General features: G+C 62.8%; 20 protein-coding genes. 12 read left to right on the top strand and 8 right to left on the bottom strand.

Translation table 11 applies throughout. The annotated features are described in order from the left end of the window. Positions 1-44 precede the first annotated feature (44 nt). Genes tolQ through MF6394_RS18880 form a run of 3 tightly spaced genes read left to right on the top strand, consistent with a single transcriptional unit; the run spans position 45 to position 1,951 of the window. Positions 45-737 carry a protein TolQ gene (gene tolQ / locus MF6394_RS18870; RefSeq protein ID WP_078467270.1) on the top strand — a complete coding sequence of 231 codons (693 nt, stop codon included), beginning with the start codon at positions 45-47 and terminating at the stop codon, positions 735-737. Between the two features lie 15 nt (positions 738-752). Further along, complete coding sequence (gene tolR / locus MF6394_RS18875; RefSeq protein WP_069557770.1) at positions 753-1,199, top strand: protein TolR; 447 nt, start codon at positions 753-755, stop codon at positions 1,197-1,199. After that, the gene (locus MF6394_RS18880; RefSeq protein ID WP_078467271.1) at positions 1,196-1,951 is read left to right on the top strand and encodes an energy transducer TonB; all 756 of its coding nucleotides are present in this window, start codon (positions 1,196-1,198) and stop codon (positions 1,949-1,951) included. Before tolR ends, MF6394_RS18880 begins: the two co-directional genes overlap by 4 nt. Before the next feature lie 467 nt (positions 1,952-2,418). Here MF6394_RS18880 and MF6394_RS18885 read toward each other — a convergent pair whose 3' ends face one another. The 6 genes from MF6394_RS18885 to MF6394_RS18910 all read right to left on the bottom strand — a co-directional run bounded on the left by MF6394_RS18885 (position 2,419) and on the right by MF6394_RS18910 (position 9,293). Beyond that, positions 2,419-3,366, bottom strand: coding sequence for a D-isomer specific 2-hydroxyacid dehydrogenase family protein (locus MF6394_RS18885; protein ID WP_069557771.1), 948 nt, complete (start codon positions 3,364-3,366; stop codon positions 2,419-2,421). Continuing rightward, the gene (locus tag MF6394_RS18890; RefSeq protein ID WP_078467272.1) at positions 3,363-4,532 is read right to left on the bottom strand and encodes an acyl-CoA dehydrogenase family protein; all 1,170 of its coding nucleotides are present in this window, start codon (positions 4,530-4,532) and stop codon (positions 3,363-3,365) included. The genes MF6394_RS18885 and MF6394_RS18890 overlap by 4 nt, the downstream gene beginning before the upstream one ends. 161 nt (positions 4,533-4,693) lie before the next feature. Next, the gene (locus tag MF6394_RS18895; RefSeq protein ID WP_044270768.1) at positions 4,694-6,034 is read right to left on the bottom strand and encodes an LLM class flavin-dependent oxidoreductase; all 1,341 of its coding nucleotides are present in this window, start codon (positions 6,032-6,034) and stop codon (positions 4,694-4,696) included. Between the two features lie 10 nt (positions 6,035-6,044). Next, on the bottom strand, positions 6,045-7,019 hold the full coding sequence (locus MF6394_RS18900; RefSeq protein WP_047711076.1) for an ABC transporter substrate-binding protein: 975 nt from the start codon (positions 7,017-7,019) through the stop codon (positions 6,045-6,047). Between the two features lie 82 nt (positions 7,020-7,101). Further along, complete coding sequence (locus tag MF6394_RS18905; RefSeq protein WP_044270770.1) at positions 7,102-8,685, bottom strand: rhodanese-related sulfurtransferase; 1,584 nt, start codon at positions 8,683-8,685, stop codon at positions 7,102-7,104. Continuing rightward, on the bottom strand, positions 8,682-9,293 hold the full coding sequence (locus tag MF6394_RS18910) for a cysteine dioxygenase (RefSeq protein WP_078467273.1): 612 nt from the start codon (positions 9,291-9,293) through the stop codon (positions 8,682-8,684). The genes MF6394_RS18905 and MF6394_RS18910 overlap by 4 nt, the downstream gene beginning before the upstream one ends. A gap of 213 nt (positions 9,294-9,506) precedes the next feature. On the opposite strand from MF6394_RS18910, the gene MF6394_RS18915 reads away from it, so the two are divergent. Beyond that, the gene (locus MF6394_RS18915) at positions 9,507-10,412 is read left to right on the top strand and encodes a LysR family transcriptional regulator (protein ID WP_032896831.1); all 906 of its coding nucleotides are present in this window, start codon (positions 9,507-9,509) and stop codon (positions 10,410-10,412) included. Between the two features lie 550 nt (positions 10,413-10,962). Here MF6394_RS18915 and MF6394_RS18930 read toward each other — a convergent pair. Then, entirely contained in the window at positions 10,963-11,748 is a 786-nt protein-coding gene (locus tag MF6394_RS18930; RefSeq protein ID WP_047711075.1) for a DeoR/GlpR family DNA-binding transcription regulator, read from the bottom strand. A gap of 120 nt (positions 11,749-11,868) precedes the next feature. Between MF6394_RS18930 and MF6394_RS18935 the strand changes: the two genes are divergently transcribed. Further along, positions 11,869-13,029, top strand: a complete 1,161-nt coding sequence (locus MF6394_RS18935) for an alpha-hydroxy acid oxidase (protein ID WP_078467276.1) — start codon at positions 11,869-11,871, stop codon at positions 13,027-13,029. A gap of 192 nt (positions 13,030-13,221) precedes the next feature. On the opposite strand, the gene MF6394_RS18940 is transcribed toward MF6394_RS18935, so the two are convergent. Continuing rightward, positions 13,222-14,148: an alpha/beta hydrolase gene (locus tag MF6394_RS18940; RefSeq protein ID WP_078467277.1), complete on the bottom strand. Its 927-nt coding sequence runs from the start codon at positions 14,146-14,148 to the stop codon at positions 13,222-13,224. Positions 14,149-14,313: 165 nt separating this feature from the next. On the opposite strand from MF6394_RS18940, the gene MF6394_RS18945 reads away from it, so the two are divergent. From MF6394_RS18945 to uvrA, 7 genes are all read left to right on the top strand, one after another. After that, positions 14,314-14,901 carry an NUDIX domain-containing protein gene (locus tag MF6394_RS18945; protein ID WP_034135859.1) on the top strand — a complete coding sequence of 196 codons (588 nt, stop codon included), beginning with the start codon at positions 14,314-14,316 and terminating at the stop codon, positions 14,899-14,901. A 690-nt stretch (positions 14,902-15,591) separates the two neighbouring features. After that, a complete protein-coding gene (gene lexA, locus MF6394_RS18955) occupies positions 15,592-16,209 on the top strand; it encodes a transcriptional repressor LexA (RefSeq protein ID WP_044274343.1) in 618 nt (205 codons plus the stop codon). Further along, complete coding sequence (gene imuA, locus MF6394_RS18960; RefSeq protein WP_003191873.1) at positions 16,209-16,823, top strand: translesion DNA synthesis-associated protein ImuA; 615 nt, start codon at positions 16,209-16,211, stop codon at positions 16,821-16,823. Before lexA ends, imuA begins: the two co-directional genes overlap by 1 nt. Positions 16,824-16,830: 7 nt before the next feature. Beyond that, the gene (locus MF6394_RS18965) at positions 16,831-18,246 is read left to right on the top strand and encodes a Y-family DNA polymerase (RefSeq protein WP_078467279.1); all 1,416 of its coding nucleotides are present in this window, start codon (positions 16,831-16,833) and stop codon (positions 18,244-18,246) included. A gap of 133 nt (positions 18,247-18,379) precedes the next feature. After that, positions 18,380-21,451, top strand: coding sequence for an error-prone DNA polymerase (locus MF6394_RS18970; protein ID WP_078467280.1), 3,072 nt, complete (start codon positions 18,380-18,382; stop codon positions 21,449-21,451). A 100-nt stretch (positions 21,452-21,551) separates the two neighbouring features. After that, complete coding sequence (locus MF6394_RS18975) at positions 21,552-23,264, top strand: ATP-binding protein (RefSeq protein ID WP_078467281.1); 1,713 nt, start codon at positions 21,552-21,554, stop codon at positions 23,262-23,264. After that, a complete protein-coding gene (gene uvrA, locus MF6394_RS18980) occupies positions 23,261-25,780 on the top strand; it encodes an excinuclease ABC subunit UvrA (protein WP_078467282.1) in 2,520 nt (839 codons plus the stop codon). Before MF6394_RS18975 ends, uvrA begins: the two co-directional genes overlap by 4 nt. The last annotated feature ends 74 nt before the right edge of the window (positions 25,781-25,854 follow it).

Genomic DNA, 25,854 nt, shown 5'->3' on the forward strand with positions numbered 1-25,854 from the left:
GTCATCACGCAGTCATCCGTTTTTAATCGAATAGGAGCTTCACCATGCACGCGACGATGGAACATATGACGATCTGGAGTTTGATCACCGACGCCAGCCTGTTGGTCAAGGCCGTGATGGTCACTTTGCTGTTGGCGTCCTTGCTCAGCTGGTACCTGATCATTCAGCGCAGCGGTGTGCTGCGTGGCCTGGAACGGCAGCTCAACGGCTTCCTGGCGCGCTTTCGCGTGGCGTCGGACCTGCAGCCCTTGTATCGCGAAACCGTGCAGGCAGGCGAGGGCGGTGTGGCGCCGATCTTTATTGCCGGCATGCAGGAATACCAGCATCTGCACCACCACGATCCGGCCGTGATCGAGGGTGTGGAGCGCGCCTTGCAGGTAGCGATCACCGAGCAGGAACTGGAGCTGGAAAAGGGCCTGCAATTTCTGGCGACGGTGGGGTCGGTCAGCCCCTATATCGGTCTGTTCGGGACTGTGTGGGGCATCATGAATTCGTTCCTCGGCTTGTCCCAGGTACAACAGGCCACGCTGTCGACCGTGGCACCGGGTATTGCCGAAGCCTTGATTGCCACTGCCATTGGCCTGTTTGCGGCGATTCCGGCAGTAATCGCCTATAACCGTTTCGCGGCACGCAGCCAGACCTTGCTCACGCGCTACTACGCTTTTGGCAATGAGCTGCAAGTGCACCTGCACCGCACGCTACGCGGTACCTCGAACAATCTGGCCGTGGCCGCCTGAACAAGGAGCAAAGCGATGTTGACCAGGCCGCAACGCAAGCACGGGCCCAAGGCCGAGATGAATGTGGTGCCCTACATCGACGTGATGCTGGTGCTGCTGGTGATCTTCATGGTCACCGCGCCCATGCTCACCCAGGGTGTGAAGATCGAACTGCCCAAGGTCGCCGCCGAGGCGCTGGCCACCGATACGCGCCAGCAGATCCTGACGTTATCGGTGAAGGCCGACGGTGGCTACTACTGGAACCTGGGGGGCGAGCTGAATACCCGCCAGCAGACCGACAGTGCGGTGACGCTGGAAGAAATGAGCGCCAAGGTCATGCAGGTGGTGGCGGCGCGCAGCGATACCCAGGTGTATATCCGTGCTGACGACACTGCCGGTTACGGCCGTGTGGTGGCGGCCATGGCGGTACTGCAGAAGGGCGGTGTCAGCAACCTTGGGCTCGTCACCGAGGCCCCACAATGACAGCGATGAGCATGCGCAGTCCGGCACTGGCCTTGGCGCCCAACGGCGATGGTTTCTGGCGCAAAAGCCTGGCAGCGAGTCTGGCCGTGGCGCTGCATGGTGCGGTGGCAGTGGCGTTGATGCTGGGCTGGTCAACGGAGCGACCAGGGGTGGATGCGCCACGGGTGATGCACACGCAGTTGGTGGTTTTACCCGCGCCGGCACCGGCGCCGACGCCTGAACCCGTCGCTGCCGCGCTGCCAGAACCTGTTGCGATTCCGGTACCGACCAAACCGGTGGTCGATCCGCAGGTCCAGGCGCAAAAGCTCGAGAAAGCCGCCCTGGCGCGCAAGCGGGTGGAAGAAAAGAAATTCGAGCAACAACAGCAGCGCATGGCGACCGAGCAGCGCAATCGTGAGTTGGAACAGCAACGCCTGAGCCAGGCGCGTGCCGCTGCGGAAAAAGCCCGAGCCTCCGTGCCTGCGCCTACCCCAGCATTCGACAGCCGCCAGTACCAGCCCTTGAGCAAGGCCGCCCCGGACTACCCCGAACGCGCCCTGGACAAGAACATCGAAGGCGACTGTTCAGTGGAGTACACCGTCAACACCCAGGGCCACGTGGAAAATCCCAAGGTGCTGGACGGCTGCCATCCGTTGTTCATTCGGCCCTCATTAGCAGCGGCCAATACTTTTCGCTACCAGCCGAGAATCGTCGATGGCAAGGCTGTTGCCGTACCGGCGGTGCGCAATACCTTCCACTACCGCATCAAATGAATTTCTCCTGGCGGTGGTTCAGTTAAAGATGCAGTGACTGACACACCGCCTTCGCGAGCAAGCCCGCTCCCACAGGGGATCTGCGCCGGGCGCTGATTTTGTGGGCAATACATAACCAATGTGGGAGCTGGCTTGCCTGCGAAAGCGGTGGTTCAGTTGAAGATTCAGTGACTGACACACCGCTTTCGCGGGCAAGCCCGCTCCCACAAGGGATCTGCGCCGGGCGCTGATTTTGTGGGCAATACATAGCCAATGTGGGTGCTGGCTAGCCTGCGAAAGCGGTGGTTCAGTTGAAGATTCAGTGACTGACACACCGCCTTCGCGAGCAAGCCCGCTCCCACAGGGGATTGGTGCCAGGCGCTGATTTTGTGGGCAATACATGATTAATGTGGGAGCTGGCTTGCCTGCGAAAGCGGTGGTTCAGTTGAAGATTCAGTGACTGACACACCGCCTTCGCGAGCAAGCCCTCAAGCATTCGCTAGGTTACTTAACTCAAGGCCCGCCACATACCGTTCCAGATTTGCCAGGAACGTATCCGCAATTTCTTCCTTGCTGTTGGTCGAAATAGCCGAAGTATGCGGCGACAGCCGTACCCTCGGATGGCTGTACAGCGGGTGCCCGTCGGGCAGGGGCTCTGGCTCGGTGACGTCGAGGGACGCCAGGCCGATCTGGCCGTTATCCAGCGCGTGCAACAGCGCTTGCTGATCAAGCAGGCCACCGCGGGCGATATTGATCAGGTGCAGCCCCGGCTTGGCGCTGGCCAGTACCTTACGATCGATGATATGCCGCGTTGCTTCCGTCAGGGGGGCCGCCACCACCAGGTGATCGGCGCGGGCAAACAGGTCGTGGATGTTGTTGGCCGCTTCCACACCATCGAGGCCGAACGGCGTTGTGCTTTGACGCAGCGCCACGACCTTGAGCCCCAGTGCCAGGGCCTTTTGCGCCAGGCTTGCGCCAATCGCGCCAAAGCCCAAAAGGCCCAGTGTGGTGCCTTTGAGCGGGCGCAGCGCGGTGAACTGCCATTGGGCATCCTTTACCCAGATATCCGGCAAATGCTTGGACGCGGCAAAGATCGCCGCCAGGGCGAACTCGGCCAGGTTATCGGCGGCGCTGCCGCGGGAAGTGGTCACGGGTGGGCCGTTGAACAGCCACCGAGGATAGAAGTCGATACCCGACGACACCAGGTGCACCCACTGTGCGCCGTAGGGCCAGCCCGGTGGCGGGGTGTCGGGGGCGATGTAGCCACGCACATTGATCGGGCGCAGCAGCAGGATATTGGCGTGGGGCGGCAAGTCACTGGGCACACCGACCGGCACGCCGATTACCTGGGCGTGGGGGTGCAGTGGCGCAAGTCGCTCACGGATCACCTGGTTGAAGTCTTCGTCCAGTTGGCTGGCAATAATCACCTGGCTCATGTGCGTTCCTGTTGGCGCTGGTTGAACACCGCTTTGCCGACGCCTTGCAGTACGGCGTCATTTTGCGGAGTGTGGACGCGGCTGCACAGTACATCGCGGTAATGCCGTTGCAGTGGGCTATGGCGTGACAGGCCAGGGTTGCCCGAGGCTTCGATGGCCAGCTCGACCGCACGGATTGCATTGCCGGTCACCAGGTACTTCACCTGTGCGGCATTGGCTGTTGGCGTGTGGCCCGCGGCGGCAGTGTCGAGCAGGCTGCGGTTGGCAAACAGCAACGTGTCGATATGGCCGACGGTCTCCTGAAAACGCGGCAGGGTGGACAATGCAGCGCCGAGATTTGACGGCTTGCGCTCGTCCAGCCAGTGCACCAGCCAGTCCCGTGCCGCCTGAGCCACGGCGTCGTACACCGACGACAGCAACACCGACATCCACAGGAAGCCTTCGCCATCCAGCTCCGGTTGCGGGGCGCTCCAGGGGCTGACACTGACCGCATGGTCCAGGGGCACCAGAACGTTGTCGAGCACCACCTCATGGCTACAGGTGGCGCGCATGCCCAAGTGATCCCAGGTGTCGATGATGCTGACGCCGGGGCTGGCCTTGGGCACCAGCCAGGCGCCTACCAGCGGGTCGGCGTCGTCGCTGCGCGCCCACACGCTGAACCAGCTCAGGCCATGGCTGCCGGTGGAGTAGAGCTTGCGCCCACTGATACGCCAGCCGTCGGCGGTGCGCACCGCGGTGGTGGCCGGCAAACCGCCACGGGCCGGGGTGCCCAGGTCGGGTTCGACACGCAGGGCATTGATCAGCGCGCCGTTTTGCACCGCCTCTTGCGCGACCTGCACGCGCAGGTGTGCGGGCCAACTCTGGCTGTCTTGCAGGCGTGCGTGTTGCAGGTACTGCATCACCAGGATCAATGCCGTGGACGGTTCGCCCTTGGCGATGGCGCTGATGACCTTGCGCGCCTGGACCAGGCTGGCGCCACCGCCGCCAAGTTTCTTCGGCACGGTCAGGGCGATGAGGTGGTGTTGGTGTAGAAGTTTGAAATTGGCGTGGGGGAAGGCGCCGCTTTCGTCATAGAGGTGCGCGGTACTGGCCAGCTCGGCGCTGAGGTGGTCAAGCAGGGCGTCGAAATCGACGGCTTCCACAGCCTTGAGAGACGGTTGAATCATAAGTTCTGTACTCGGTCAAAAGTGTGGCAGGGCGGCAAGCCCTGAACACCTGTAGGAGCGAGCTTGCTCGCGAAAAACTCAAAGGCGTCGCGTGTATTCAGGAAGTACGCGTTATCGTTGGCATTTTTCGCGAGCAAGCTCGCTCCTACAGGGGAGAGCCTTCAGGCCAGGGCTTGTTCGGTGGCTTCAATCACGCTGTAGCGGTTCGCTGGCACCTCCAGGCCGAGGTTGTCGCGCAACGTATGGCCGCTGTACTCGGTACGGAACAACCCCCGCTGTTGAAGCACCGGCACCACCAGCTCAGTGAAATACTGCAAGCCATCCGGCAGCACCGAATTGATGATGAAACCATCGCTGGCGCCGCTCTCGAACCAGGTCTGGATCGCGTCCGCGACCTGTTCCGGGGTGCCGACAAAGTCGCGCTGGGGCCGCGAGAAACGCAGGGCCACTTCGCGCAGGGTCAGGCCTTCGTCACGGGCCAGTTGCTTGATACGCTCGGAGCCACCTTTCTGGCTGTTGGCGCCCAGGTCGCCCAGTTCGGGGAAGGGCGCATCCAGCGGGTACTGGCTGAAATCATGGTCGTTGAACGGCCGGCCGAGGGCGACGATGGCGTCTTCCACCGTGACCAGCGCCACGGCTTGCTGGTAGCGGCTTTCCACTTCGGCCGCATCACGCCCGACAATCGGGCGAATGCCAGGCAAAATCGACAGGCTGTCCGGGTCGCGGCCAAAGCCCTTGGCGCGGCGTTTCAAGTCGGCGCTGTAGGCCTTGCCCTCGTCGATAGTGTCCACATGCACGAAAATCGCATCGGCGTTTTCAGCGGCAAAGTTACGCCCATCCTCCGAAGTGCCCGCCTGGAAAATCGCCGGTTGGCCCTGGCGCGAACGCGCGATGTTCAGCGGGCCTTTGACCGAGAAGAATTCGCCCTTGTGGTTAAGCGCATGCAACTTGCCTGGGGTGAAGAATTCGCCGCTGTGTTTGTTATAGGCAAAGGCATCGTCCTCCCAGGAATCCCACAGACCCTTGACCACATTCAGGTGTTCCTTGGCGATGCGGTAGCGCACGGCATGGGGCGGGTGCTCGGCCTTGCCGAAGTTATCGGCGGTGCCACTCAGCCATGAGGTGACCACGTTCCAGCCAGCGCGGCCGCCGCTGATATGGTCCAGCGAAGCGAACTGGCGTGCCACCTGGTAAGGCTCGGTGTAGCTGACGGTCACGGTGGCGACCAGGCCGATGTGAGTGGTCAGCGCGGCCAGGGCCGAGAGGATCGTCAGCGGCTCAAAGCGGTTGAGGTAATGGGGGCTGGACTTGGGGTGGATATGCAGGCTGTCGGCGATGAACACGAAGTCGAACCGGGCGGCTTCGGCCAGTGCGGTCTGCTGCTTGTAGAAGCCGAAATTGGTGCTGGCGTCGGGTTGTGCCTGCGGGTGGCGCCATTCGCCCCAACCGTGGCCGACGCCGTGCACCATGGCACCGAGTTTCAATTGACGTGGCTTACTCATGTTCTGCTCCTTAGCGCGAGGCTTGTTTGAGGGGGATACGCTGGGCGTTGAAGCTGGAATCGAAGCCCTGGGAGACGTCGATGTGTTGGCTCAGCAGGCCTTCTTTTACATAGGTGTCGGCGGTGGCTTGCAGGCCGTGGATCACCGTATCGTCAATCGTGACGGGCGACAGATGAGTGTCCTTGGCCACTTCGATATGCACGGCCAGTGGCAGGCCAGTGATCTTGGCCTGGGCAGCGGCGTATTGTTCGGGATGGGTATTGGCCCAGGCGTAGGCGCGATCAATGCGGGCGACAAAGTCGTCCAGTTGCACGCGCTTGTCGGCAATGGCTTGGCCTGTGGCGGCGAAGTACAGGTGATTGCTCAGCAGGTGCTTGCCGCTGACCAACACACGAGCATCGCTTTGTGAGGTGACCACGGTGGTGTAAGGGTCCCATGTCGCCCAGGCATCGGCGGTGCCGTTGTCGAGTACCAGCCGGGATTCGGCGGGCAGCAGGAAGATGAACTGCACATCCTGGGTGGTCAGCCCGGCATCGTTCAGGGCCTTGATCGCCAGGTAATGCCCGATGGAGCCGCGCCCGGTGACGATTTTCTTGCCCTTGAGATCGGCCGCGGTCTTGATCGGTGAATCCTTGGGCACCAGCAGCGCGGTGGTATTACGGCCTTCGGCATGGATGATGCTGATCACCTTGATCGAGGCACCGGCGCCGAGGGCGAACACATAAGGGGCATCGCCCAGGGCGCCGACATCCACGGCACCGGCATTCAGCGCTTCGCCCAGGGGCGAGGCCGAGGGGAATTCCGACCATTTGATCTCGTAGGGCACGTTCTGGCTTTCGCCCGAGGCTTCCAGCAGCGCCTTTATCGTGGATTTCTGGTTGGCCACGCGCAGCGGTTGCAGGTCGCCAGCCTGGACGGTAGAAAGCAGGCCGAAGGCGAGGGCAGCGCCCAGCAATAGGCGTTTGAATGGAATGGCGTACAGCATGGGCAAAACTCCAGGCGTTAGGTAAAGGAAAGTACCTCCGCCTGGAGAAGGGGTCGGTTGAGCGAAACGGTGCGGCGGTGAATCAGATCACGTAGAAACCATGGGTGCCGTCGCGGGCCAGTTGTTCCACGAGGCCGAACTCCCAATCCAGGTAAGCCTGCATGGCTTCCCGTGGGTTGTCGGTGCCTTCGTAAGGGCGGCGGTAGCGGTCAATACGCGGGGACGCCAGGTGGCTTTCGCCTGACTCAAGGGGCAGTTGCGCCTGGATCCAGCCGGCCGTGCCGTCCTGCAGCAAAAAGACCGGCTTGCCGGTGAGCGCCTCGACTTCCGGCACCGCCAGGCGCGCCAGTTGGCTGCTGCCGCAGGTCAACACATAGCGCTGGGCGCTCGGTACCTTGGCCAGAGCCTCTGGCAGTTGCGCGCGAAGCACCCACCAGGCGCCGGGGATATGACGTTTCACGTAGTTGGCGCTGGCGGTGAAGTCCAGCACCAGGGTGTCGCCATGGCCGAGCCAGTCGGCAAGGGTGTGGGGGCTGATCAGTTCGGCCTGGGGCGGTTGCGGTACTGGCGCGACCCATGCCCCGCGCTCGCTGAAGTGCTCCGCTTGCAGGTCATCCAATACGTACACCTGCCAGCCCAATTGGGCCAGCCATGACGCGGACATATTGGCGCGCACGCCGTCGTCATCCACCAGTACCAGGCGCGCACCGCGCACACTGGCAACGTGGTCGGTTTCCTGCACCAGTTGCCCGCCCGGGGTGGCGCGGGCGCCCGGCAGGTGGCCGGCTTCGAATTCTTCTACGGTGCGCACATCGAACAGGTAAGTGGTGCGTGTCGCGTCCTGTTGCCAGCGCTGCAGATCATTGAGGGTGGCACGTTTTACCGAGGCTTTGTCGGCAACACCACGGGCCTCTTGGGCGGCGAGCTGGCGATGGTTTTCCGAGGTCGGCGCAAAGCGGCGCGCCTGCCCATGGGCGAGGGTCTGCCCGGCCAAGGTCCAACCGATGGTGCCGTTGCGCAGGGCCGCCACCGGGTTGGGGAGGCCGGCATTGATCAACGACTGGGTGCCGATAATGCTGCGAGTGCGCCCGGCGCAATTGACGATGATGCGCGTGGCCGGATCGGGCGCCAGCTCACGGGCGCGCAACACCAACTCGGCCCCCGGCACGCTGATGCCCGTGGGGATGCTCATGGTCTGGTATTCGTCGAAACGCCGTGCATCGAGCACCACCACATCGGCCTGGCTGTCGAGCAAGGCCTGGACCTCTTCGGCGGCCAGGGACGGCGTGTGACGCTGGTTCTCCACCAGTTCGCCAAACGCCTTGCTCGGTACATTGACGTCGATAAACAACTCGCCACCGGCCCGGCGCCAACCGTCCAGCCCACCCTCCAGCAGGCTGACCTGGGTGTAGCCCAGTGCAACCAGGCGTTCGGCGGCGCGCTGGGCCAGCCCTTCGCCGTTGTCGTACAGGGTGACCTGGGTATCGCGGCGTGGAATGCGCGCGTACACCTCCAGTTCCAGCTTGGACAAGGGGATATTCGCGGCGAACAGCGGGTGGGCCTCGGCAAAAGGGGCTTCCTCACGCACGTCGATCAGGGCGACTTCTTCGCGTGCCAACAGGGCCTGGCGAAGCTGCGCAAAGCTGCGGGTCGATAGGGTGGTCATAGGGCAGGGCTCTTTTCTTTGGACAGGTCCCAGATGTTCGGGAGATAGGCGTTGGAATAACCGGAGATAAACAGTTTTTCGCTGCCGTCGGGTTGATACACCGCCCGGCGCACCGCGCCGATATTGGCGCCGTATACGTGGATGCTGATGGACACCTGGTCGTCGTGGGCATTGCTGACCTGATGGATATCGCCGACCTTGGGCGACACCGCCTCGACCTGGCCGGGCAGCAATTGCACGGGTTCGCCTTGCGCTGCCAGGCTGCCGCCCGACGCCCGGGCAAACCCCTGGGAAAACTCCGCCCCGCGCAACATGCCGATCAGTCCCCACACCCTGTGGTCATGAATCGGCGTGCGTTGCCGCGGCCCCCACACAAAGCTGACCACGCTGAAGCGCTGGCGCGAATCGGCATGCAGCAAGAATTGCTGGTAGCGCTCGGGGGCGGGCTGGGCGAATTCGTCGGGCAGCCAATCATCGTGGCTGACCAGTTGCGCCAGCAGCTTGCCGCCACGGTGCAGCAGGTCGCCTTCACGCGGTTTGCCGTCGATCAATTCCGCCAGGGCGCCTATGAAGGCTCTGAGTCTCTCGGGGTGTCGGGCCTGGGTCATGACCATTCCATCGGGCTGTTGGTGTGCCTTTATCTAAGCATAATGTTTATTTTTAATATGCTATTTTTTAATGATTAGCTTATAGCTGAAGGTAATTTAGAACCGGTTTGAATAGCGTTAGACGTTATTGATCGCAGGGTGGGCTATCCAGACCTGTGTGCGGCCACTATGCTTCACGCACATCTTAATGACTGATCTGTATGTGCGGCCCAAATGAAAATTGACGATATCGATGCCTTTGTCGAAGTGATTCGTTGCCAGTCCATCAGCCATGCCGCCGCGTCGTTGCAGCTGACCCAGCCAGCCATCACCCGCCGCGTGCAGAACTTCGAGCAGGCCCTGGGGGTGGAGTTGTTCGACCGCAACACCAAGCCCCTCAAGCCGACGCTGATCGGTACCCGTGTCTATGAGCAATGCCGGTTGATCCTGCGCGAGATGGATGCCCTGCGCGAACTGGTGGCCACCGATGCTCCGCCCACCGGCGTGCTGCGCCTGGGTGTACCGCAGACCATCGGCGATGTGGTGCTGCTGGACGCGCTCAAGCACCTGCGCAGCGAATACGCCGACTTGCGCGCCCAGGTTGCCACCGGTTGGGGCAGCCAATTGGTCGGCAAGATCGAACGCGGCGAACTGGATGCGGCGGTGGCGTTGTTCCCTGCGGGCAAGATCTTCCCGGACAACCTAGTGGGTGAGTCCATCGGCAAGATGGAGTTGGTGGTGGTGTGTGCCAAGGCGCAACTGCCGAAGAAGCCGTGCAAGCTGGCTGACGTGTACCAGAGCGGTTGGATCCTCAACCCGGACGGCTGCGGGTTCCGTGCGGGGTTGCAGCGCACCTTGTCTGACCAGGGCCTGGCGCTGCGGGTGAACCTGGAAACCTTTGGCACTGAACTGCAACTGGGGCTGGTGGCTGATGGCCTCGGCCTTGGCCTGGTGCCACGTCCGTTGCTGGAACGCAGTGCTCATCGCGAGCACTTGGCGGCGATGCCTCTCAAGGACTTCAAACCGGTGATGGATTTGTGGCTGATCTATCCGCATTTTCTCGGCAACCTGCAAGGGCCGGTGGATGCGTTTGGTCAATGGGTGGCGGATGCTTTGCACAAGATTCGCAGCGCTGCCTGACGGCCTCCCAGCCGACACCTATCTACCTGACGCCCCACAATCCAAATGTGGGAGCGGGCTTGCTCGCGAATGCGGACTGACAGTCAACACAGTTGGATGGTGTACATATCCATTGCTGCGGTAACGGCCACTTAGGGTTCCGCCCTGACGGCGGCTCACTTTTGAACAGCGCAAAAGTAAGCAAAACGCTCTTGCCCCACCACTCGGCACCTCGCTTAGGCTCGGTGTGCCCGTAATCCGCCAGTGATTTGGGGGGCCGCCGCCACGCGCCATCCATGGCGCGGGGCGGCTAAACCGGCATCCCTGCCGGTTTACCCCCCAAATCCCTGTCGAATTCCGGCCAGCGTGGTTTGACGGGGCGCCTGAGATCAAAAGCAAGATCAAGAGCGGCTCGCTTCGCATCGTGGTTACCGTTCCCAGATGGCTGGCTTGCCCTTTTTGTAGGAGCGAGCTTGCTCGCGAAAAACGCTCAGGCGCCGCGTTCATTCAGGAAGACCGCGTTATCGTTGACGTTTTTCGCGAGCAAGCTCGCTCCTACACAAGGGTTGCATCACTGCACGTCCACTCGCTGCACCTGCAGCCCTAACTGTTCATACGCCTGCACATCCGGCGCGTCCCACTCGGTAATCAGCGTATGAATACGGCTGCACGGCGCAACCACAAAGGGTTCCACTGCGCCGAGCTTGTCTGAGGTGGTCACGGCGATGACGTGGGACGCGCTGTCGAGCAAGGCTTGCTTGACGGCCACTTCACCAAAGTGCAGCGAGGTGATGCCCACTTGCGGGTGCAGTGCGCAAACCCCTGTGAATAACAAGTCGGCCTTCACGCTCTGGATCAGGCGCACCGCTTCATGGCCGCCGGTGGAGAGGGTGGCTGGGTTGAGTTGGCCGCCGGCCAGGATGATCTTCACGTGCGGATGGTCGGCCAGGGCGATGGCGATCATCGGTGAGGGGGTGACCACGGTAAGGTGCAGTGCAGGGGGCAAGCACTGCGCGATCTGCAAGGTGGTGGAGCCGGAATCGAACAGCACGATCTGGCCGTCTTCAACCCGGCCAGCGGCCACGCGTGCGAGGTGGCGCTTGACCTCGTTGGTCTCGCCGACACGGGTAAAGAAATCCTTGCCGGTATCCTTGGGCCGGGGCAGGGCGCCGCCGTGTACGCGTTGCAACAGGCCGGCGGCGGCGAGTTCGCCGAGGTCGCGGCGGATGGTGTCCTGGGACACGGCGAAATGCTCGACCAACTCGGAGGCGGTGACCTTGCCGTCGCGTTCCAGCAACAACAGAATCTTCTGCTTGCGCAGGGAAGGCAGGTCGATGGCTTGATGGATGTTGTGCATGTTTATGCGCTTTATTGCGGGTTTGTGCGAGATTAATCGCCAGCCCATCTAAACGCAACGGCTGGTTGCCCACGCGCCTGCCGGTTACTCTCTGTGTTCAGTTCAGGGAGAGGTGACCCGATGCCGTTGATCACAACCATCGAAGACTTACGCAAGCTGGCGCAAAAGCGTGTGCCCCGCATGTTCTACGACTACGCCGATTCCGGCTCCTGGACTGAGAGCACCTACCGCGCCAACGAAATGGATTTTGCACGTATCAAGTTCCGCCAACGGGTGGCGCGCAATATCGACGAGCGTTCGATCCGCGCCAGCATGATCGGCCAGGACATGGCCATGCCCGTAGCGCTGGCGCCGACTGGCCTGGCGGGCATGCAGCATGCCGATGGCGAAATCCTCACTGCCCGTGCCGCTGCTGCGTTCGGGCTGCGCTACACCTTGTCGACCATGAGTATCTGTTCGCTGGAAGACATCGCCGAGCATGTCGGCCAGCCGTTCTGGTTCCAGCTGTATGTGATGCGCGACCGCAGTTTTATCGAGCAGTTGATCGAGCGCGCCAAGGCTGCCGGGGTGGATGCATTGGTGCTGACCCTGGATTTGCAGATTCTGGGGCAGCGCCACAAGGACTTGATCAACGGCCTGTCCGCGCCGCCCAAGCTGACCCTGCCGAACATTCTCAACATGATGACCAAGCCGCGCTGGGTGATGGGCATGCTGGGTACTCAGCGGCGCGGCTTTGGCAATATTGTCGGGCATGTGAAGGGCGTGGCCGACATGAGTTCGCTGTCGTCGTGGACCGCCCAGCAATTTGACCCGCGCCTGAGTTGGGACGATGTGGCGTGGATCAAAAAGTGTTGGGGCGGCAAGCTGATCATCAAGGGCATTCTCGATGTGGAGGATGCACGCTTGGCGGCCGATTGCGGTGCCGATGCGCTGGTGGTGAGCAACCACGGTGGCCGTCAGCTCGATGGCGCGCCGTCGAGCATCAGCCAATTGCCGGCGATTGTCGAAGCCGTGGGCAACCGCATTGAAGTGTGGCTCGATGGGGGGATCCGTTCCGGCCAGGACGTGCTCAAGGCCATGGCACTGGGCGCCAAGGGCACCATGATCGGCCGCCCGCATTTGTATGGGTTGGGGGCGATGGGCGAGGCGGGCGTGACCAAGGCGCTTGATATCATCGCCCGCGAACTGGACGTGTCCATGGCGCTCTGTGGCTATAAGGATATACGCGAGGTGAATCGCGAAATCCTGTTGCCCGGTACCTTTCCTGGAAGCACGGCTTGAGCAAAAAAAACGCAAAAATATAAAAAGAGTTGTCCACGAAAACCGTGGGTATCTCTGTGGATAACTTTGCGAAGGCCCGACAGCGTTGGCGATTTCCGCGAAGATCATTATTTGATCAACTTGCATTTCGGGCCAACATGGCCAGGGTTTGCGCTTGACAGCCAAGCGCGAACCCAGTGCCGAAAAGCGAATTTATGAGGCGTTATCGCGGCCTGTGGAGTGTGTCACCACCTGGGCGGGCATCTTTGTGCGCATCAGGTTTTCCAGCGCCTGGCCATAACTGCGCCCGGCCAGGTTCATGCTGTTGTTGTGGCTGGCGCCTGGCACCAGCAACAGGTGCTTGGGTTGCTGGGCGGCTTCGAACAACTGCTGGCTGAAACGCGGCGGTACGTAGCGGTCGTCGAGGCCGTGGACCACCAGCAGCGGCATGTGGATGTCGGCAATCTTGTCGATGGAATCGAACTTCTGCGACAGCAACCAGCGCACCGGAAATGAGGTGTTGGCAACGGCCGTGGCGACATCCGCCAGGGAGGTGAAGGTGGACTCGATCACCAGCCCGCGCACCGGCAGCGGCACCTGCTTGCCCAGCTCGGCGGCGAGGTCGATGGCGACCGCGCCCCCCAGGGAGTGCCCGTAGATCAGGCGTTTGCCGGGGTCTGGTTGCAGGGTCTGGAAACGTTCCCAGGCAATGCGCGCGTCCTCGTACACCGTGGCTTCCGAGGGCAGGTCGCCCTGGCTTTGGCCAAAGCCGCGATAGTCGATGGCCAGGACCGAAAAGCCCAGGGCATGCAATTGCTCGATGCGAAACAATTGGCCCGTGAGGTTCCAGCGTACTCCGTGCAAGTAGAGGATAGCGGGCGCGTCTTTGTTGGCTGTCGGGTACCACCAGCCATGAATGTTTTGCCCTGCTTTGAAACTGGCGGGCTTGAGTTCAAATTCCTGCACCGCCTTGGGCAGGCCGGTGTACCAGCCGGCGGTTCCCGGCTCGATGCGAAATACCAGTTCGCGCTCTTTGTGTTGCAGCACGGCGCAGCCGACTGGCAGGCCGACAATCAACACCGCCATGCACAGCCAGACAAACCAGCGCAGGCCCCGGCGAGGTATAAAAGCAGAAGACATGAAGGTTCCAGAACAAAGGTGAAGCACGGGTTTTACCAGATGGCCTGGGCGGGCAGGCATTAATGCGACGATCGTGGCCGATGAAAGTGTTACAGCATTGAACAATCCTCGTGCGGGTTGATAGGGTGGATGGCTTGAACCTGCCCCACCTGCAAAGGCCCACACATGAATAACAGCCCCGTGCGCATCACCGCCGAAGAAACCCTCTCGGACAACTGGTACCTGCTGAAGAAATACAGCTTCGACCTGCGCCGTCGCGACGGCAGTTGGCAAGCCCAGACCCGCGAGGTGTATGACCGGGGCAACGGTGCCACCATCCTGTTGTACAACCGCGAACAACGCACGGTGTTGCTGATTCGCCAGTTCCGCATGCCTACGTTCGTCAACGATTACCCCGGCTACCTGATTGAAGCGGCAGCCGGTTTGCTCGACAACGCCAGCGCCGAAGAGCGCATCCGCCTGGAGGCCGAGGAAGAGACCGGCTATCGCGTGGGGCATGTGGAGAAAATCTACGCGGCGTTCATGAGCCCAGGATCGGTAACCGAGCGGATTCACTTTTTTATCGGTGAATACCAGCCAGGCGACCGAGTGGGGGCGGGTGGTGGCCTGGAAGAAGAGGGCGAGGATATCGAGGTGTTGGAGCTGGGCTTCGAGCAGGCGCTGGCGATGGTGCAAAGTGGGGAGATTGTGGATGGCAAGACGATTATGTTGTTGCAGCATCTGGAGGTGCGGATGTTGAAAGAGGGGTGGTGAGGTATGCCTTCCTGTGCATAGGTATCTACACAACTTCGGCACGACGCTGAATCTGTGGCGAGGGAGCTTGCTCCCGTGACGATTAGGCAGCCGACGCCTATCAACCTGACACACCACGATCAAACTGTGGGAGCGGGCTTGCTCGCGAAGGCGGTCTGACAGTCAACACAGTTGGATTGTGTACCTATCCATTCCTGCGGTAACGGCCACCTAGGGTTCCGCCCTGACGGCGGCTCACTTTTGAACAGCGCAAAAGTAAGCAAAACGCTCTTGCCCCACCACTCGGCACCTCGCTCAGGCTCGGTGTGCCCGTAATCCGCCAGTGATTTGGGGGGCCGCCGCCACGCGCCATCCATGGCGCGGGGCGGCTAAACCGGCATCCCTGCCGGTTTACCCCCCAAATCCCTGTCGAATTCCGGCCAGCGTGGTTTGACGGGGCGCCTAAGATCAAAAGCAGATCAAGAGCAAGATCAAGAGCGGCTCGCTTCGCATCGTGGTTACCGTCGTCGGCTACAACCTACAGAGTTATGTAGATACCTATGCCTTCATGTGGGAGCGGGCTTGCTCGCGAAGGCGGTGTATCCGCTAGCACATGTGACAACTGACCCACCGCTTTCGCGAGCAAGCCCGCAGGTATGTGGCAACGAGCAGACTGACGGTTATTGTCAGAAATTTCCCACAGGAGTACAAATGTACTCCATGACAAACCTGACTCCCCGCCGCACCGCCATCCTGACCTTCATCCGCGAGCGCATCGCGCAACAAGGCCAGCCTCCCAGCCTCGCCGAGATCGCCGAGGCGTTCGGCTTCGCCTCGCGCAGCGTCGCCCGCAAGCATGTGGTGGCGCTGACCGAAGCCGGGTTTATAGAGGTCAACCCCAACCAGGCCCGTGGCATTCGCTTGCTCAATCAACCGGCGCGTCCCGAGTGGCTGGATGTGCCGGTGCTCGGCCGCGTGGCGGCCGGTCGGCCGATTGGCGCCGATGCCGAGGTGCACAGCCGCTTGCAACTGGACCCCGCCACCTTCGCCAAAACCCCCGACTACTTGCTGCGAGTGCAGGGCGATTCGATGATTGAAGATGGCATTCTCGATGGCGACCTGGTGGGCGTACGCCGCACTGTCGAAGCCTTGAACGGGCAGATTGTGGTGGCGCGCCTGGACGGTGACGTCACCATCAAGCGTTTCGAGCGCCACGGCGACAGGGTTCGCCTGTTGCCGCGCAACCCGGCGTATCAACCCATCGTGGTCGGGCCCGAGCAGGACCTGGCCATCGAAGGCGTGTTCTGCGGCCTGGTGAGGCAAGGCTGATGGGCGCCGTGGTTGCCCTGGACTCGCTGTTCAATGGCGGGCGAGTCTGGAAGGGCCGGCCCGCCGCGCCACCGGCCAGCGTACATCCCACGGGGCTGGCGGCGCTGGATGCGGTGCTGCCTAGTGGCGGCTGGCCGGAATCGGCCTTGAGTGAAATCCTGATGGCCCAGGACGGGGTGGGCGAGTTGCAACTGGTGCTGCCCACACTGGCGCGCTTGTCGGCCCTGGGCGAGCGCATTGTGCTGGTGGCGCCGCCCTATACCCCCTATCCCCATGCGTGGCAGAACGCCGGGGTGGATGTGCGCCAGTTATCCATTATCCGGGCCGAGGAGCGCGACGCACTGTGGGCGGTGGAGCAATGCCTGCGTTCGGGCAGTTGCGGTGCGGTGTTGTGCTGGCCGCGCAAGGCCGATGATCGCGCCTTGCGGCGTTTGCAGGTGGCGGCCGAAACCGGGCAGACCCTGGCGTTTGCCTGGCGCTCCCTTAGCGAGGCGATCAATGCCTCGCCCGCCGCTCTGCGCCTGGCGGTCGAGGCCAGGCCCGCGCAAGTGCGGGTGCTCAAGTGCCGTGGCGGGCTGGCCCATCCGGCGCCGATTGCCCTGGCGGGGCATTGAGGTTGCCATGCGTTGGGTGTGTATTGTCTTCCCGCAATTGGCGCTGGACGGGGCACAGCGTGTGCACCCCGAACCCGAGCAGCCGCTGGCTTTGCTGGCCGGCACGCCGCAGCGGCGCGTGTTGCAAGCCGTCAACGCCGCCGCCCGCGCCTTGGGCCTGCGCCCCGGGCAATCGTTGACGGCAGCCCATGCCCTGGCCAAGCAGTTTGCCTGTGTCGAATACGACCCGTTGGAGATTGAGCGGTTGCAGCAGTTTCTGGCCGCCTGGGCCTATCGCTTCAGCTCCCAGGTCAGCCTGTATTACCCACGGGCCTTGTTATTCGAGATCGAATCGAGCCTGGGCCTGTTCGGGCCCTGGCCGCAACTCGAGGCGCGTTTGCGCAAAGAGCTGACCGAGCTTGGCTTTCGTCACCGCATCGTCGCTGCGCCCAACCCGGCGGCGGCGCGGGTATTGGCAAACGGCTACGACGGCCTGGCCGTGGCCGATGACAGCGCCTTGATGCAGGCCCTGGCGTCGCTGCCTATCGACCGGGCGGGCCTTGAACCCCAGGCCGCCACCGCCTTGTCGCGCATGGGCCTGCGCAGCCTGGCCCAGGTGCAGGCCTTGCCCCGGCATACCCTGGCGCGACGCTTTGACGCCAGCCTGCTCAAGCACCTCGACGCCCTGAGTGGGCAGCGACCATTGGCCCTGGATTTTTATCAACCGCCGGACCAGTTCGATGCACGCATCGAGTTGAATTTCGACGTGCAATCCCACCAGGCGCTGTTGTTCCCCTTGCGGCGCTTGACCGGCGACCTGTCGGCGTTCCTGTGTGGCCGCGACAGTGGCGTGCAGCGCTTTGACCTGCACCTGGAACATGCCCAGACACACGACAGCGTGATCAAGGTGGGCCTGCTCAGCGCCGAGCGCGAGCCTTCGATGTTGTTCGAACTGGCCCGTGGGCGCCTGGAGCAGGTACAGGTCACCGCGCCGGTGCGGGGCGTGCGCCTGGTGGCCGAGGACTTGCCGGTGTTCGTGCCGCAACGCCAGGACCTCTTCGACGACCGCCCGCAACAAACCCTGCCGTGGGAACAATTGCGCGAACGCCTGCGTGCGCGCCTGGGGGATGAGGCGGTGCAGGGCCTGCGTTTTCAGGCCGACCACCGCCCAGAATGCGCCTGGCAGGCCGCGACCGACAGCCAGCCGTGCCCGAGCTTGAACAAGGTCCGGCGCCCAGGCTGGTTATTGCCGCAACCGACCTTGCTGGCCGAACACGGCGTACAGATCCTGATGGGCCCGGAGCGCATTGAATCCGGCTGGTGGGATGGTGCCGATGTGCGCCGCGACTATTACCTGGTCCAGACCCGCGCCGGCCAGCAGGGTTGGGCCTATCGCACGGTGGGGCAAGGCGATGGGCTGTGGTTGCAAGGGTGGTTTGCATGAGCCTTGGGCCGTCACCTACTGTAGGAGCGAGCTTGCTCGCGAAGGTCGTCAACGATAACGCGGGAAACCAGGATGAACGCGGTGCCCTCGGGTTTTTCGCGAGCAAGCTCGCTCCTACAAGGGAGGGCGGTGCATGAGTTATGCCGAGCTGCACTGCCTGTCCAATTTCAGCTTCCAGCGCGGCGCCTCCAGTGCGCTGGAACTTTTCGAGCGCGCAAAACGCCAAGGCTACAGCGCCCTGGCGATCACCGATGAATGCACGCTGTCGGGCATCGTGCGGGCCTGGCAAGCTGCCAAAGCCGTTGACTTGCCGTTGATTATCGGCAGTGAAATGCACATCGAAAACGGCCCGAAACTGGTGCTGCTGGTGGAGAACCTGAGCGGTTATCAGCACCTGTGCCGGCTGATCACCCTGGCCCGGCGGCGGGCTGAAAAGGGCCGCTATCGCCTGCTACAGGAAGATTTCGAGCAACCGCTGCCCGGCCTGTTGGCGTTGTGGGTGGCGCAAGACAGCGACACCCAGGCCAGCCTCGACTGGCTGCGCCGCACCTTCGACCAACGCCTGTGGCTGGCGGTGCACCTGCATTGTGGCCAGGACGATGCGCGCCATCTGCAACAGCGCTTGCAACTGGCCCACAGCCTGCAAATCCCTGCCGTGGCCTGCGGCGATGTGCATATGCATGCGCGGGGCCGCCGGGCCCTGCAAGACACCATGACCGCCATCCGCCACCACGTGCCGGTGGCCGAAGCCGGCACGCGCCTGCACCCCAATGGCGAACGCCACCTGCGCAGCCTGGATGCCCTGGCGGCGCTGTACCCCCAGGCCTTGCTGGACGAAACCCTCGCCATCGCGCGGCGCTGCACTTTCGACCTCGGCCAGCTGCGCTATCACTATCCACGCGAGCTGGTGCCCGCAGGCCATGATGCCCAATCCTGGCTGCGCACCCTCACCGAAGAAGGCATCGCCCAGCGTTGGCCCGAAGGCATCGACGACAAGACCTTGCAGCAAATCCAGCGTGAACTGCAGCTGATCAGCGAACTGGGCTACGAAAGCTATTTCCTCACCGTGCATGACATTGTGCGCTTCGCCCGCAGCCGTTCGATCCTGTGCCAGGGCCGAGGTTCGGCGGCTAACTCGGCGGTGTGTTTTGCCCTGGGCATCACCGAAATCAACCCGAGCCTGACCAACCTGCTGTTCGAGCGCTTCCTGTCCAAAGAGCGCAACGAGCCGCCGGATATCGACGTGGACTTTGAGCACGAACGCCGCGAAGAGGTGCTGCAATACGTGTTCCAGCGCTATGGCCGCACCCGTGCAGCCTTGACGGCGGTGGTCAGCAGTTACCACGCCACAGGCGCAGTACGCGATGTGGCCAAGGCCCTCGGGCTGCCGGCAGACCAGATCAACGCCTTGGCCGATTGCTGCGGGCGCTGGAGCGATGAAGCGCCACCGTTGGAGCGCCTGCGTGAAAGCGGCTTCGACCCGGACAGCCCACTGCTGCGCCGGGTCTTGACGCTCACCCAGCAACTGATCGGTTTTCCCCGGCACCTGTCCCAGCACCCTGGCGGCTTTGTGATCAGCGAATACCCGCTGGACACCCTGGTGCCGGTGGAAAATGCGGCCATGGCCGAGCGCACCATTATCCAGTGGGACAAGGACGACCTCGACGCCGTTGGTTTGCTCAAGGTGGACATCCTCGCCCTGGGCATGCTCAGCGCGATCCGCCGCTGCTTCGATTTGCTGCGCCGGCATCGCCACCGAGACTTGAGCCTGGCCACGATTCCCAAGGAAGACCCGGCCACCTACGCCATGATCAGCAAGGCCGACACCATCGGTGTGTTCCAGATCGAGTCGCGGGCGCAGATGTCGATGTTGCCCAGGCTCAAGCCGCAGACGTTTTATGACCTGGTGATCGAGGTTGCCATTGTGCGCCCCGGGCCGATCCAGGGCGGCATGGTGCATCCGTATTTGCGGCGGCGGAACAATGAAGAGCCCACGACCTATCCGTCGCCGCAATTGAAAGCCGTGCTGGAGCGCACCCTGGGCATCCCGCTGTTCCAGGAACAGGTGATGCAAATCGCCATGGTCGCCGCCGACTACAGCCCCGGCGAAGCCGACCAGTTGCGCCGTTCCATGGCCGCCTGGAAACGCCACGGCGGCCTGGAGCCCCATCAGCAGCGCCTGCGCACCGGCATGCTCAAAAACGGCTACACCGAAGCCTTTGCCGCGCAGATTTTCGAGCAGATCAAGGGCTTTGGCAGCTATGGTTTTCCTGAGTCCCACGCCGCCAGTTTTGCCTTGCTGACGTATGCCAGTTGCTGGCTCAAATGCCATGAACCGGCGGCCTTCGCCTGCGCCCTGATCAACAGCTGGCCCATGGGCTTCTACAGCCCGGACCAGATCCTGCAGGACGCGCGGCGCCATCGCTTGCAGATCCGCCCCGTGGATGTGCAGGCCAGTGACTGGGACTGCAGCCTGGAGCCCATCGACGGCCAGCAACCGGCGATTCGCCTGGGCCTGCGCATGATCTCGGGGTTTCGCGAGGACGATGGGCGGCGTATCGAAGCGGTGCGTCAGCGTCGACCATTCAGCGACATCGCTGACCTGGACGCCCGCGCCGGCCTGGATGCACGTGCCCAGGCGCTGCTCGCGGACGCCGGGGCCTTGAGCGCCCTGGCCGGCAACCGCCATCAGGCGCGCTGGGACGTGGCCGGTGTGCATCAGCAACTGGGCTTGTTTGCCGGCCTGCCGAGCCCCGATGAAACGCGGGTGGCATTGCCCGAGCCCACGGTAGGCGAAGATTTGCACGCCGATTACGCTAGCCTCGGTACCACCCTGGGGCCCCATCCCCTGGCGTTGTTGCGCGCCGAGTTACGCCGGCGCCGCTGCCGCAGTTCCCAGGAGTTGCTAATGGTGGAACATGGGCGCAACGTGAGCATCGCCGGGCTGGTCACCGGCCGCCAGCGCCCAGGCACGGCGAGCGGCGTGACCTTTGTTACCCTGGAAGATGAGTTCGGCAACCTCAATGTGGTGGTCTGGCGCGACCTGGCCGAGCGTCAGCGCCAGGCGCTGGTAGGCTCGCGTTTGCTCAAGGTGGACGGCCGTTGGGAGGCGGTGGGTGAGGTGCGGCATTTGATCGCCGGGCGGCTCACCGATTTGACGCCGCTGCTGGAGGGGATTGTGGTGCGCAGCCGGGATTTTCATTGAGTTCAGTAGTTTCTGCATTCCTGTGTATTCAAGATGAAACCATCCATCGCCGGCGCGCTCCAAAACTTGCGACTGTCTTGTCCCCGCACAGAGCCCAATCATGCAATTTTTATCCAACCCCCACGGCTGTGAAGGCTGGGCCGGCGAAATGGCCCAGCGGATTCGCACATTTGACTGGTCCAGCACCGACCTTGGCCCCTTGGATCAGTGGTCCACGAGCCTGGCGTGCACCGTGCAAATGATGCTGGCCTCACCCGTGCCGATGGTGATGCTGTGGGGGCGGGCGGGGTACATGATCTACAACGACAGCTATTCGGCATTTGCCGGCGGGCGCCATCCCTACCTGTTGGGTACACCGGTGGAACTGGGCTGGCCGGAAGTGGCCGAGTTCAATCGGCATGTGGTGGATACGTGCCTGGCGGGCGGCACCTTGTCGTTCAATAACAAGGAGCTGGTGCTATCGCGTCACGGCCAACCGGAAAGCGTATGGCTGGACCTCTATTACCGCCCCGTGGCCGGGGACAACCAACAGCCGGCCGGGGTGCTGGCGATTGTGGTGGAAACCACCGAACTGGTGAAGTCCGAGCGGGTGCGCCAGGAGCTCACCCATAATCTGGAGCAACGCGTGGCCGCTGAAGTGCAGGCGCGGTCGGCCGCCGAAGACCAGTTGCGCCAGTCACAGAAGCTGGAAGCGATTGGCGGCCTGACCGGTGGCGTGGCCCATGACTTCAATAACCTGCTGCAAGTGATCGCCGGCAACCTGCATTTGCTTGCCCGGCATGAGCCGGACAACCCCCAGGTGCAACGTCGCGTCACCGCCGCCATCGCCGCCGTGGAACGTGGGGCCAAGCTGTCCTCGCAACTGCTGGCCTTTGCCCGTCGCCAGCCCTTGTCGCCGGCGGTGTACAACCCGCAGCGCATCTACGCCGGCCTGGGCGAGCTGTTGCAACGGGCGCTGGGGGAAACCATTCATATCGACGTGCAATTGCCCCAGGATTCCTGGTGCATCAATGTCGACCGCAACCAGCTGGAAAACGCGTTGCTCAACCTGGCGATCAACGCCCGGGATGCCATGCAGGGCGAGGGTGTGATTCGTATCACCGGGGAAAACGTCATCCTCAACCCGCACGATTGCGTCGGTAAAAGCATCAAGCCCGGCGAATACGTGCGCCTGGCGGTGGCCGACACCGGCGTGGGCATGTCCGAGGCGACCCTCAAGCGTGCATTCGAACCCTTCTTCACCACCAAGCGCGAAGGCCACGGCACCGGCCTGGGCCTGAGCATGGTGTTCGGTTTTGTGCGCCAGAGCGGCGGGCATGTGGACATGTGGAGCGAGGAGGGCAAGGGCTCGGTGGTGCAGATGTATTTTCCCCACTGCCTGGAGCCTGAATGCTTTGACGACGACAGTGATGCGGATCCGCAAGGCAGCGGCCAGGAAACCATCCTGGTGGTCGAAGACAACGAAGGCGTGCGCCTGACGGTGGTCGAGTTGCTGCAGCAGTCGGGCTATACCGTACTGACCGCCGAAGATGGCGACCGCGCGATGCAAGTGTTGCAGCGCGGCGTGTCGCCGGACCTGATCTTTACCGACGTGGTGATGCCCGGTCGGGTCAAGAGCACCGACCTGGCCACTTGGGCCCGCGCGCAGAACCCGCCGGTGCCGGTGCTGTTTACCTCTGGTCATACCCGCGACATTCTGTCTTCCAATAATCTGCTCAGCGCCGATATCCACCTGCTGAGCAAACCCTACAGCCCCGATGCCCTGACCCAACGCGTGCGCAGGGTGCTAAGCGCAAGACAAGGTTGCCCATGACATCAACGCGCAACATCCCGCCGCTCACCGCCCAGCAAACGGGCTTTGTCAGGGTGCGTGGCGCCCGTGAACATAACTTGCGTAATGTCGATGTGGATATTCCCCGGGACGCCCTGGTGGTATTTACCGGCGTGTCTGGCTCCGGCAAATCGTCCCTGGCGTTTTCCACGGTGTATGCCGAGGCCCAGCGCCGCTATTTCGAATCGGTGGCGCCCTATGCGCGGCGCTTGATCGACCAAGTCGGCGTGCCAGATGTAGACAGCATCGAAGGCTTGCCGCCCGCCGTGGCCCTGCAACAGCAACGCGGTACTCCCAGTGCGCGCTCGTCGGTGGGCAGTGTCACCACCTTGTCGAGCTTGATCCGCATGCTCTACTCCCGCGCCGGCCGTTATCCGAAAGGGCAGGCCATGTTGTACGCCGAGGACTTCTCGCCGAACCTGCCCCAGGGCGCGTGCCCGCAATGCCACGGCCTGGGCCGCGTGTATGAAGTGACCGAGGCGCTGATGGTGCCCGATCCGTCCTTGACCATCCGCCAGCGTGCAGTGGCGTCCTGGCCGTTGGCGTGGCAGGGCCAGAACCTGCGCGACATCCTCGTGACCCTGGGCTATGACGTGGACATCCCGTGGCGCGAGCTGCCGAAAAAGCAGCGCGACTGGATTCTGTTCACCGAAGAAACCCCCACCGTACCGGTGTACGCCGGCTTCACTCCACAGCAGACCCGCGAGGCATTGAAACGCAAGTTGGAGCCCAGTTACCAAGGCACCTTCAGCGGCGCTCGGCGCTATATCCTGCACACCTTCGCCCACACCCAAAGCGCGCTGATGAAAAAGCGCGTGTCGCAGTTCATGCAAGGCAGTGCCTGCCCCTTGTGCGAGGGCAAGCGCCTGACCCAGGCGGCGCTGTCGGTGAAGTTTGCCGGGGTGGATATCGGCGAGTTGTCGCAATTGTCCCTGGCGCAATTGGCCGACTTGCTGCGGCCGGTGGCAGCGGGGCAAGACACCATGAAGCTGTCGGTGGAGAAACGCCTGGCGGCCCAACGCATCGCCCAGGACTTGCTCGAGCGGGTCAACACCTTGATCGAGCTGGGCCTGGGCTATCTGTCCCTGGAGCGTAGCACGCCGACCTTGTCGTCCGGGGAGTTGCAGCGTCTGCGGCTGGCCACCCAATTGGGTTCGCAGTTGTTCGGCGTTATTTATGTGCTCGATGAGCCGTCGGCGGGTCTGCACCCGGCGGATGGCGAGGCGTTGTTCACTGCGCTTGATCGTTTGAAAGCCGCAGGCAATTCACTATTTGTAGTGGAACATGACCTGGAAACCATGCGCCGCGCCGACTGGCTGATCGACGTGGGCCCGGCTGCCGGCGAGCATGGCGGGCAAGTGCTGTACAGCGGGCCACCCGCAGGGTTGGCGGATGTCGAGGCCTCGCAGACCCGCGAATACCTGTTTGCCCAACCTCGCCCGACCAATGCGCCAAGCCGCGAGCCGGCCGGGTGGCTGACGCTGGAGGGCGTGACGCGAAATAACCTTAAAGATTTGAACGTGGATTTCCCACTGGGCTGTTTCACCGCGGTGACCGGTATTTCCGGCTCGGGCAAATCCAGCCTGGTCAGCCAGGCGCTGTTGGAGTTGGTGGGCACGGGCCTGGGGCGCGTGCTGGAAAGCGACGACGAACCGAGCCTGGAGGATGCCGCACCGCAAGCCAGTGGCGGGCGCATCAGCGCCGGGCTGGAACACATCCAGCGCCTGGTGCAGGTGGACCAGAAGCCCATCGGCCGCACGCCGCGCTCCAACCTGGCGACCTACACCGGGCTGTTCGACAACGTGCGCAAACTGTTCGCCGCCACGCCAGCGGCCAGGAAGCGCGACTACGATGCCGGGCAGTTCTCCTTCAACGTCGCCAAGGGCCGTTGCCCGAACTGTGAGGGTGAAGGTTTTGTCAGCGTTGAATTGCTGTTCATGCCCAGCGTGTACGCGCCATGCCCGACCTGCCACGGCGCGCGCTATAACCCCGATACCCTGGCGATCAAATGGCAGGGCTTGAACATCGCCCAGGTGCTGGGGCTGACGGTGGAGCAGGCGGTGCAGGTGTTTGCCGAGCAGCCGGGCATCCTGCGTTCGTTAGTCGTGCTGCGCGATATCGGCCTGGGTTATCTGCGCCTGGGGCAGCCGGCTACCGAGCTGTCCGGCGGTGAAGCCCAACGCATCAAACTCGCCACCGAACTGCAACGTAACGCCCGGGGCGCCACCTTGTATGTCTTGGACGAACCCACCACCGGCTTGCACCCCAAGGACGTCGATCGTTTGCTCAGCCAGTTGAATCATTTGGTGGAGGCAGGGCATACGGTGGTTGTGGTGGAGCACGAAATGCGCGTGGTGGCCCAAAGTGATTGGGTGATTGATATCGGCCCGGGGGCAGGGGACCTGGGCGGGAAGGTGGTGGCGTGCGGTACGCCGCAAAAGGTTGCCAAGAGCAAACACAGCCGCACCGCACCTTATCTAGCCCAATCACTGATCTAACGGGTGCTGATGTCCAAAATGTGGGAGGGGCAAGCCCAGATGCCAGTCCTGTGGGAGCGGGCTTGCTCGCGAAA

Origin of the sequence: Pseudomonas sp. MF6394, assembly GCF_002018845.1 — a bacterium.
Taxonomy (GTDB): Bacteria; Pseudomonadota; Gammaproteobacteria; order Pseudomonadales; family Pseudomonadaceae; genus Aquipseudomonas; species Aquipseudomonas lactis.

Bases quoted from the DNA above. Each gene is read 5' to 3' on its own strand.
- MF6394_RS18975 (WP_078467281.1), top strand. From the start codon at position 21,552: ATGCAATTTTTATCCAACCCCCACGGCTGTGAAGGCTGGGCCGGCGAA.
- MF6394_RS18940 (WP_078467277.1), bottom strand. From the start codon at position 14,148: ATGTCTTCTGCTTTTATACCTCGCCGGGGCCTGCGCTGGTTTGTCTGG.
- MF6394_RS18945 (WP_034135859.1), top strand. From the start codon at position 14,314: ATGAATAACAGCCCCGTGCGCATCACCGCCGAAGAAACCCTCTCGGAC.
- tolQ (WP_078467270.1), top strand. From the start codon at position 45: ATGCACGCGACGATGGAACATATGACGATCTGGAGTTTGATCACCGAC.
- MF6394_RS18935 (WP_078467276.1), top strand. From the start codon at position 11,869: ATGCCGTTGATCACAACCATCGAAGACTTACGCAAGCTGGCGCAAAAG.
- MF6394_RS18970 (WP_078467280.1), top strand. From the start codon at position 18,380: ATGAGTTATGCCGAGCTGCACTGCCTGTCCAATTTCAGCTTCCAGCGC.
- MF6394_RS18880 (WP_078467271.1), top strand. From the start codon at position 1,196: ATGACAGCGATGAGCATGCGCAGTCCGGCACTGGCCTTGGCGCCCAAC.
- MF6394_RS18915 (WP_032896831.1), top strand. From the start codon at position 9,507: ATGAAAATTGACGATATCGATGCCTTTGTCGAAGTGATTCGTTGCCAG.
- MF6394_RS18885 (WP_069557771.1), bottom strand. From the start codon at position 3,366: ATGAGCCAGGTGATTATTGCCAGCCAACTGGACGAAGACTTCAACCAG.
- tolR (WP_069557770.1), top strand. From the start codon at position 753: ATGTTGACCAGGCCGCAACGCAAGCACGGGCCCAAGGCCGAGATGAAT.
- imuA (WP_003191873.1), top strand. From the start codon at position 16,209: ATGGGCGCCGTGGTTGCCCTGGACTCGCTGTTCAATGGCGGGCGAGTC.
- lexA (WP_044274343.1), top strand. From the start codon at position 15,592: ATGTACTCCATGACAAACCTGACTCCCCGCCGCACCGCCATCCTGACC.
- MF6394_RS18965 (WP_078467279.1), top strand. From the start codon at position 16,831: ATGCGTTGGGTGTGTATTGTCTTCCCGCAATTGGCGCTGGACGGGGCA.
- MF6394_RS18930 (WP_047711075.1), bottom strand. From the start codon at position 11,748: ATGCACAACATCCATCAAGCCATCGACCTGCCTTCCCTGCGCAAGCAG.
- MF6394_RS18900 (WP_047711076.1), bottom strand. From the start codon at position 7,019: ATGCTGTACGCCATTCCATTCAAACGCCTATTGCTGGGCGCTGCCCTC.
- MF6394_RS18895 (WP_044270768.1), bottom strand. From the start codon at position 6,034: ATGAGTAAGCCACGTCAATTGAAACTCGGTGCCATGGTGCACGGCGTC.
- uvrA (WP_078467282.1), top strand. From the start codon at position 23,261: ATGACATCAACGCGCAACATCCCGCCGCTCACCGCCCAGCAAACGGGC.
- MF6394_RS18905 (WP_044270770.1), bottom strand. From the start codon at position 8,685: ATGACCACCCTATCGACCCGCAGCTTTGCGCAGCTTCGCCAGGCCCTG.
- MF6394_RS18910 (WP_078467273.1), bottom strand. From the start codon at position 9,293: ATGACCCAGGCCCGACACCCCGAGAGACTCAGAGCCTTCATAGGCGCC.
- MF6394_RS18890 (WP_078467272.1), bottom strand. From the start codon at position 4,532: ATGATTCAACCGTCTCTCAAGGCTGTGGAAGCCGTCGATTTCGACGCC.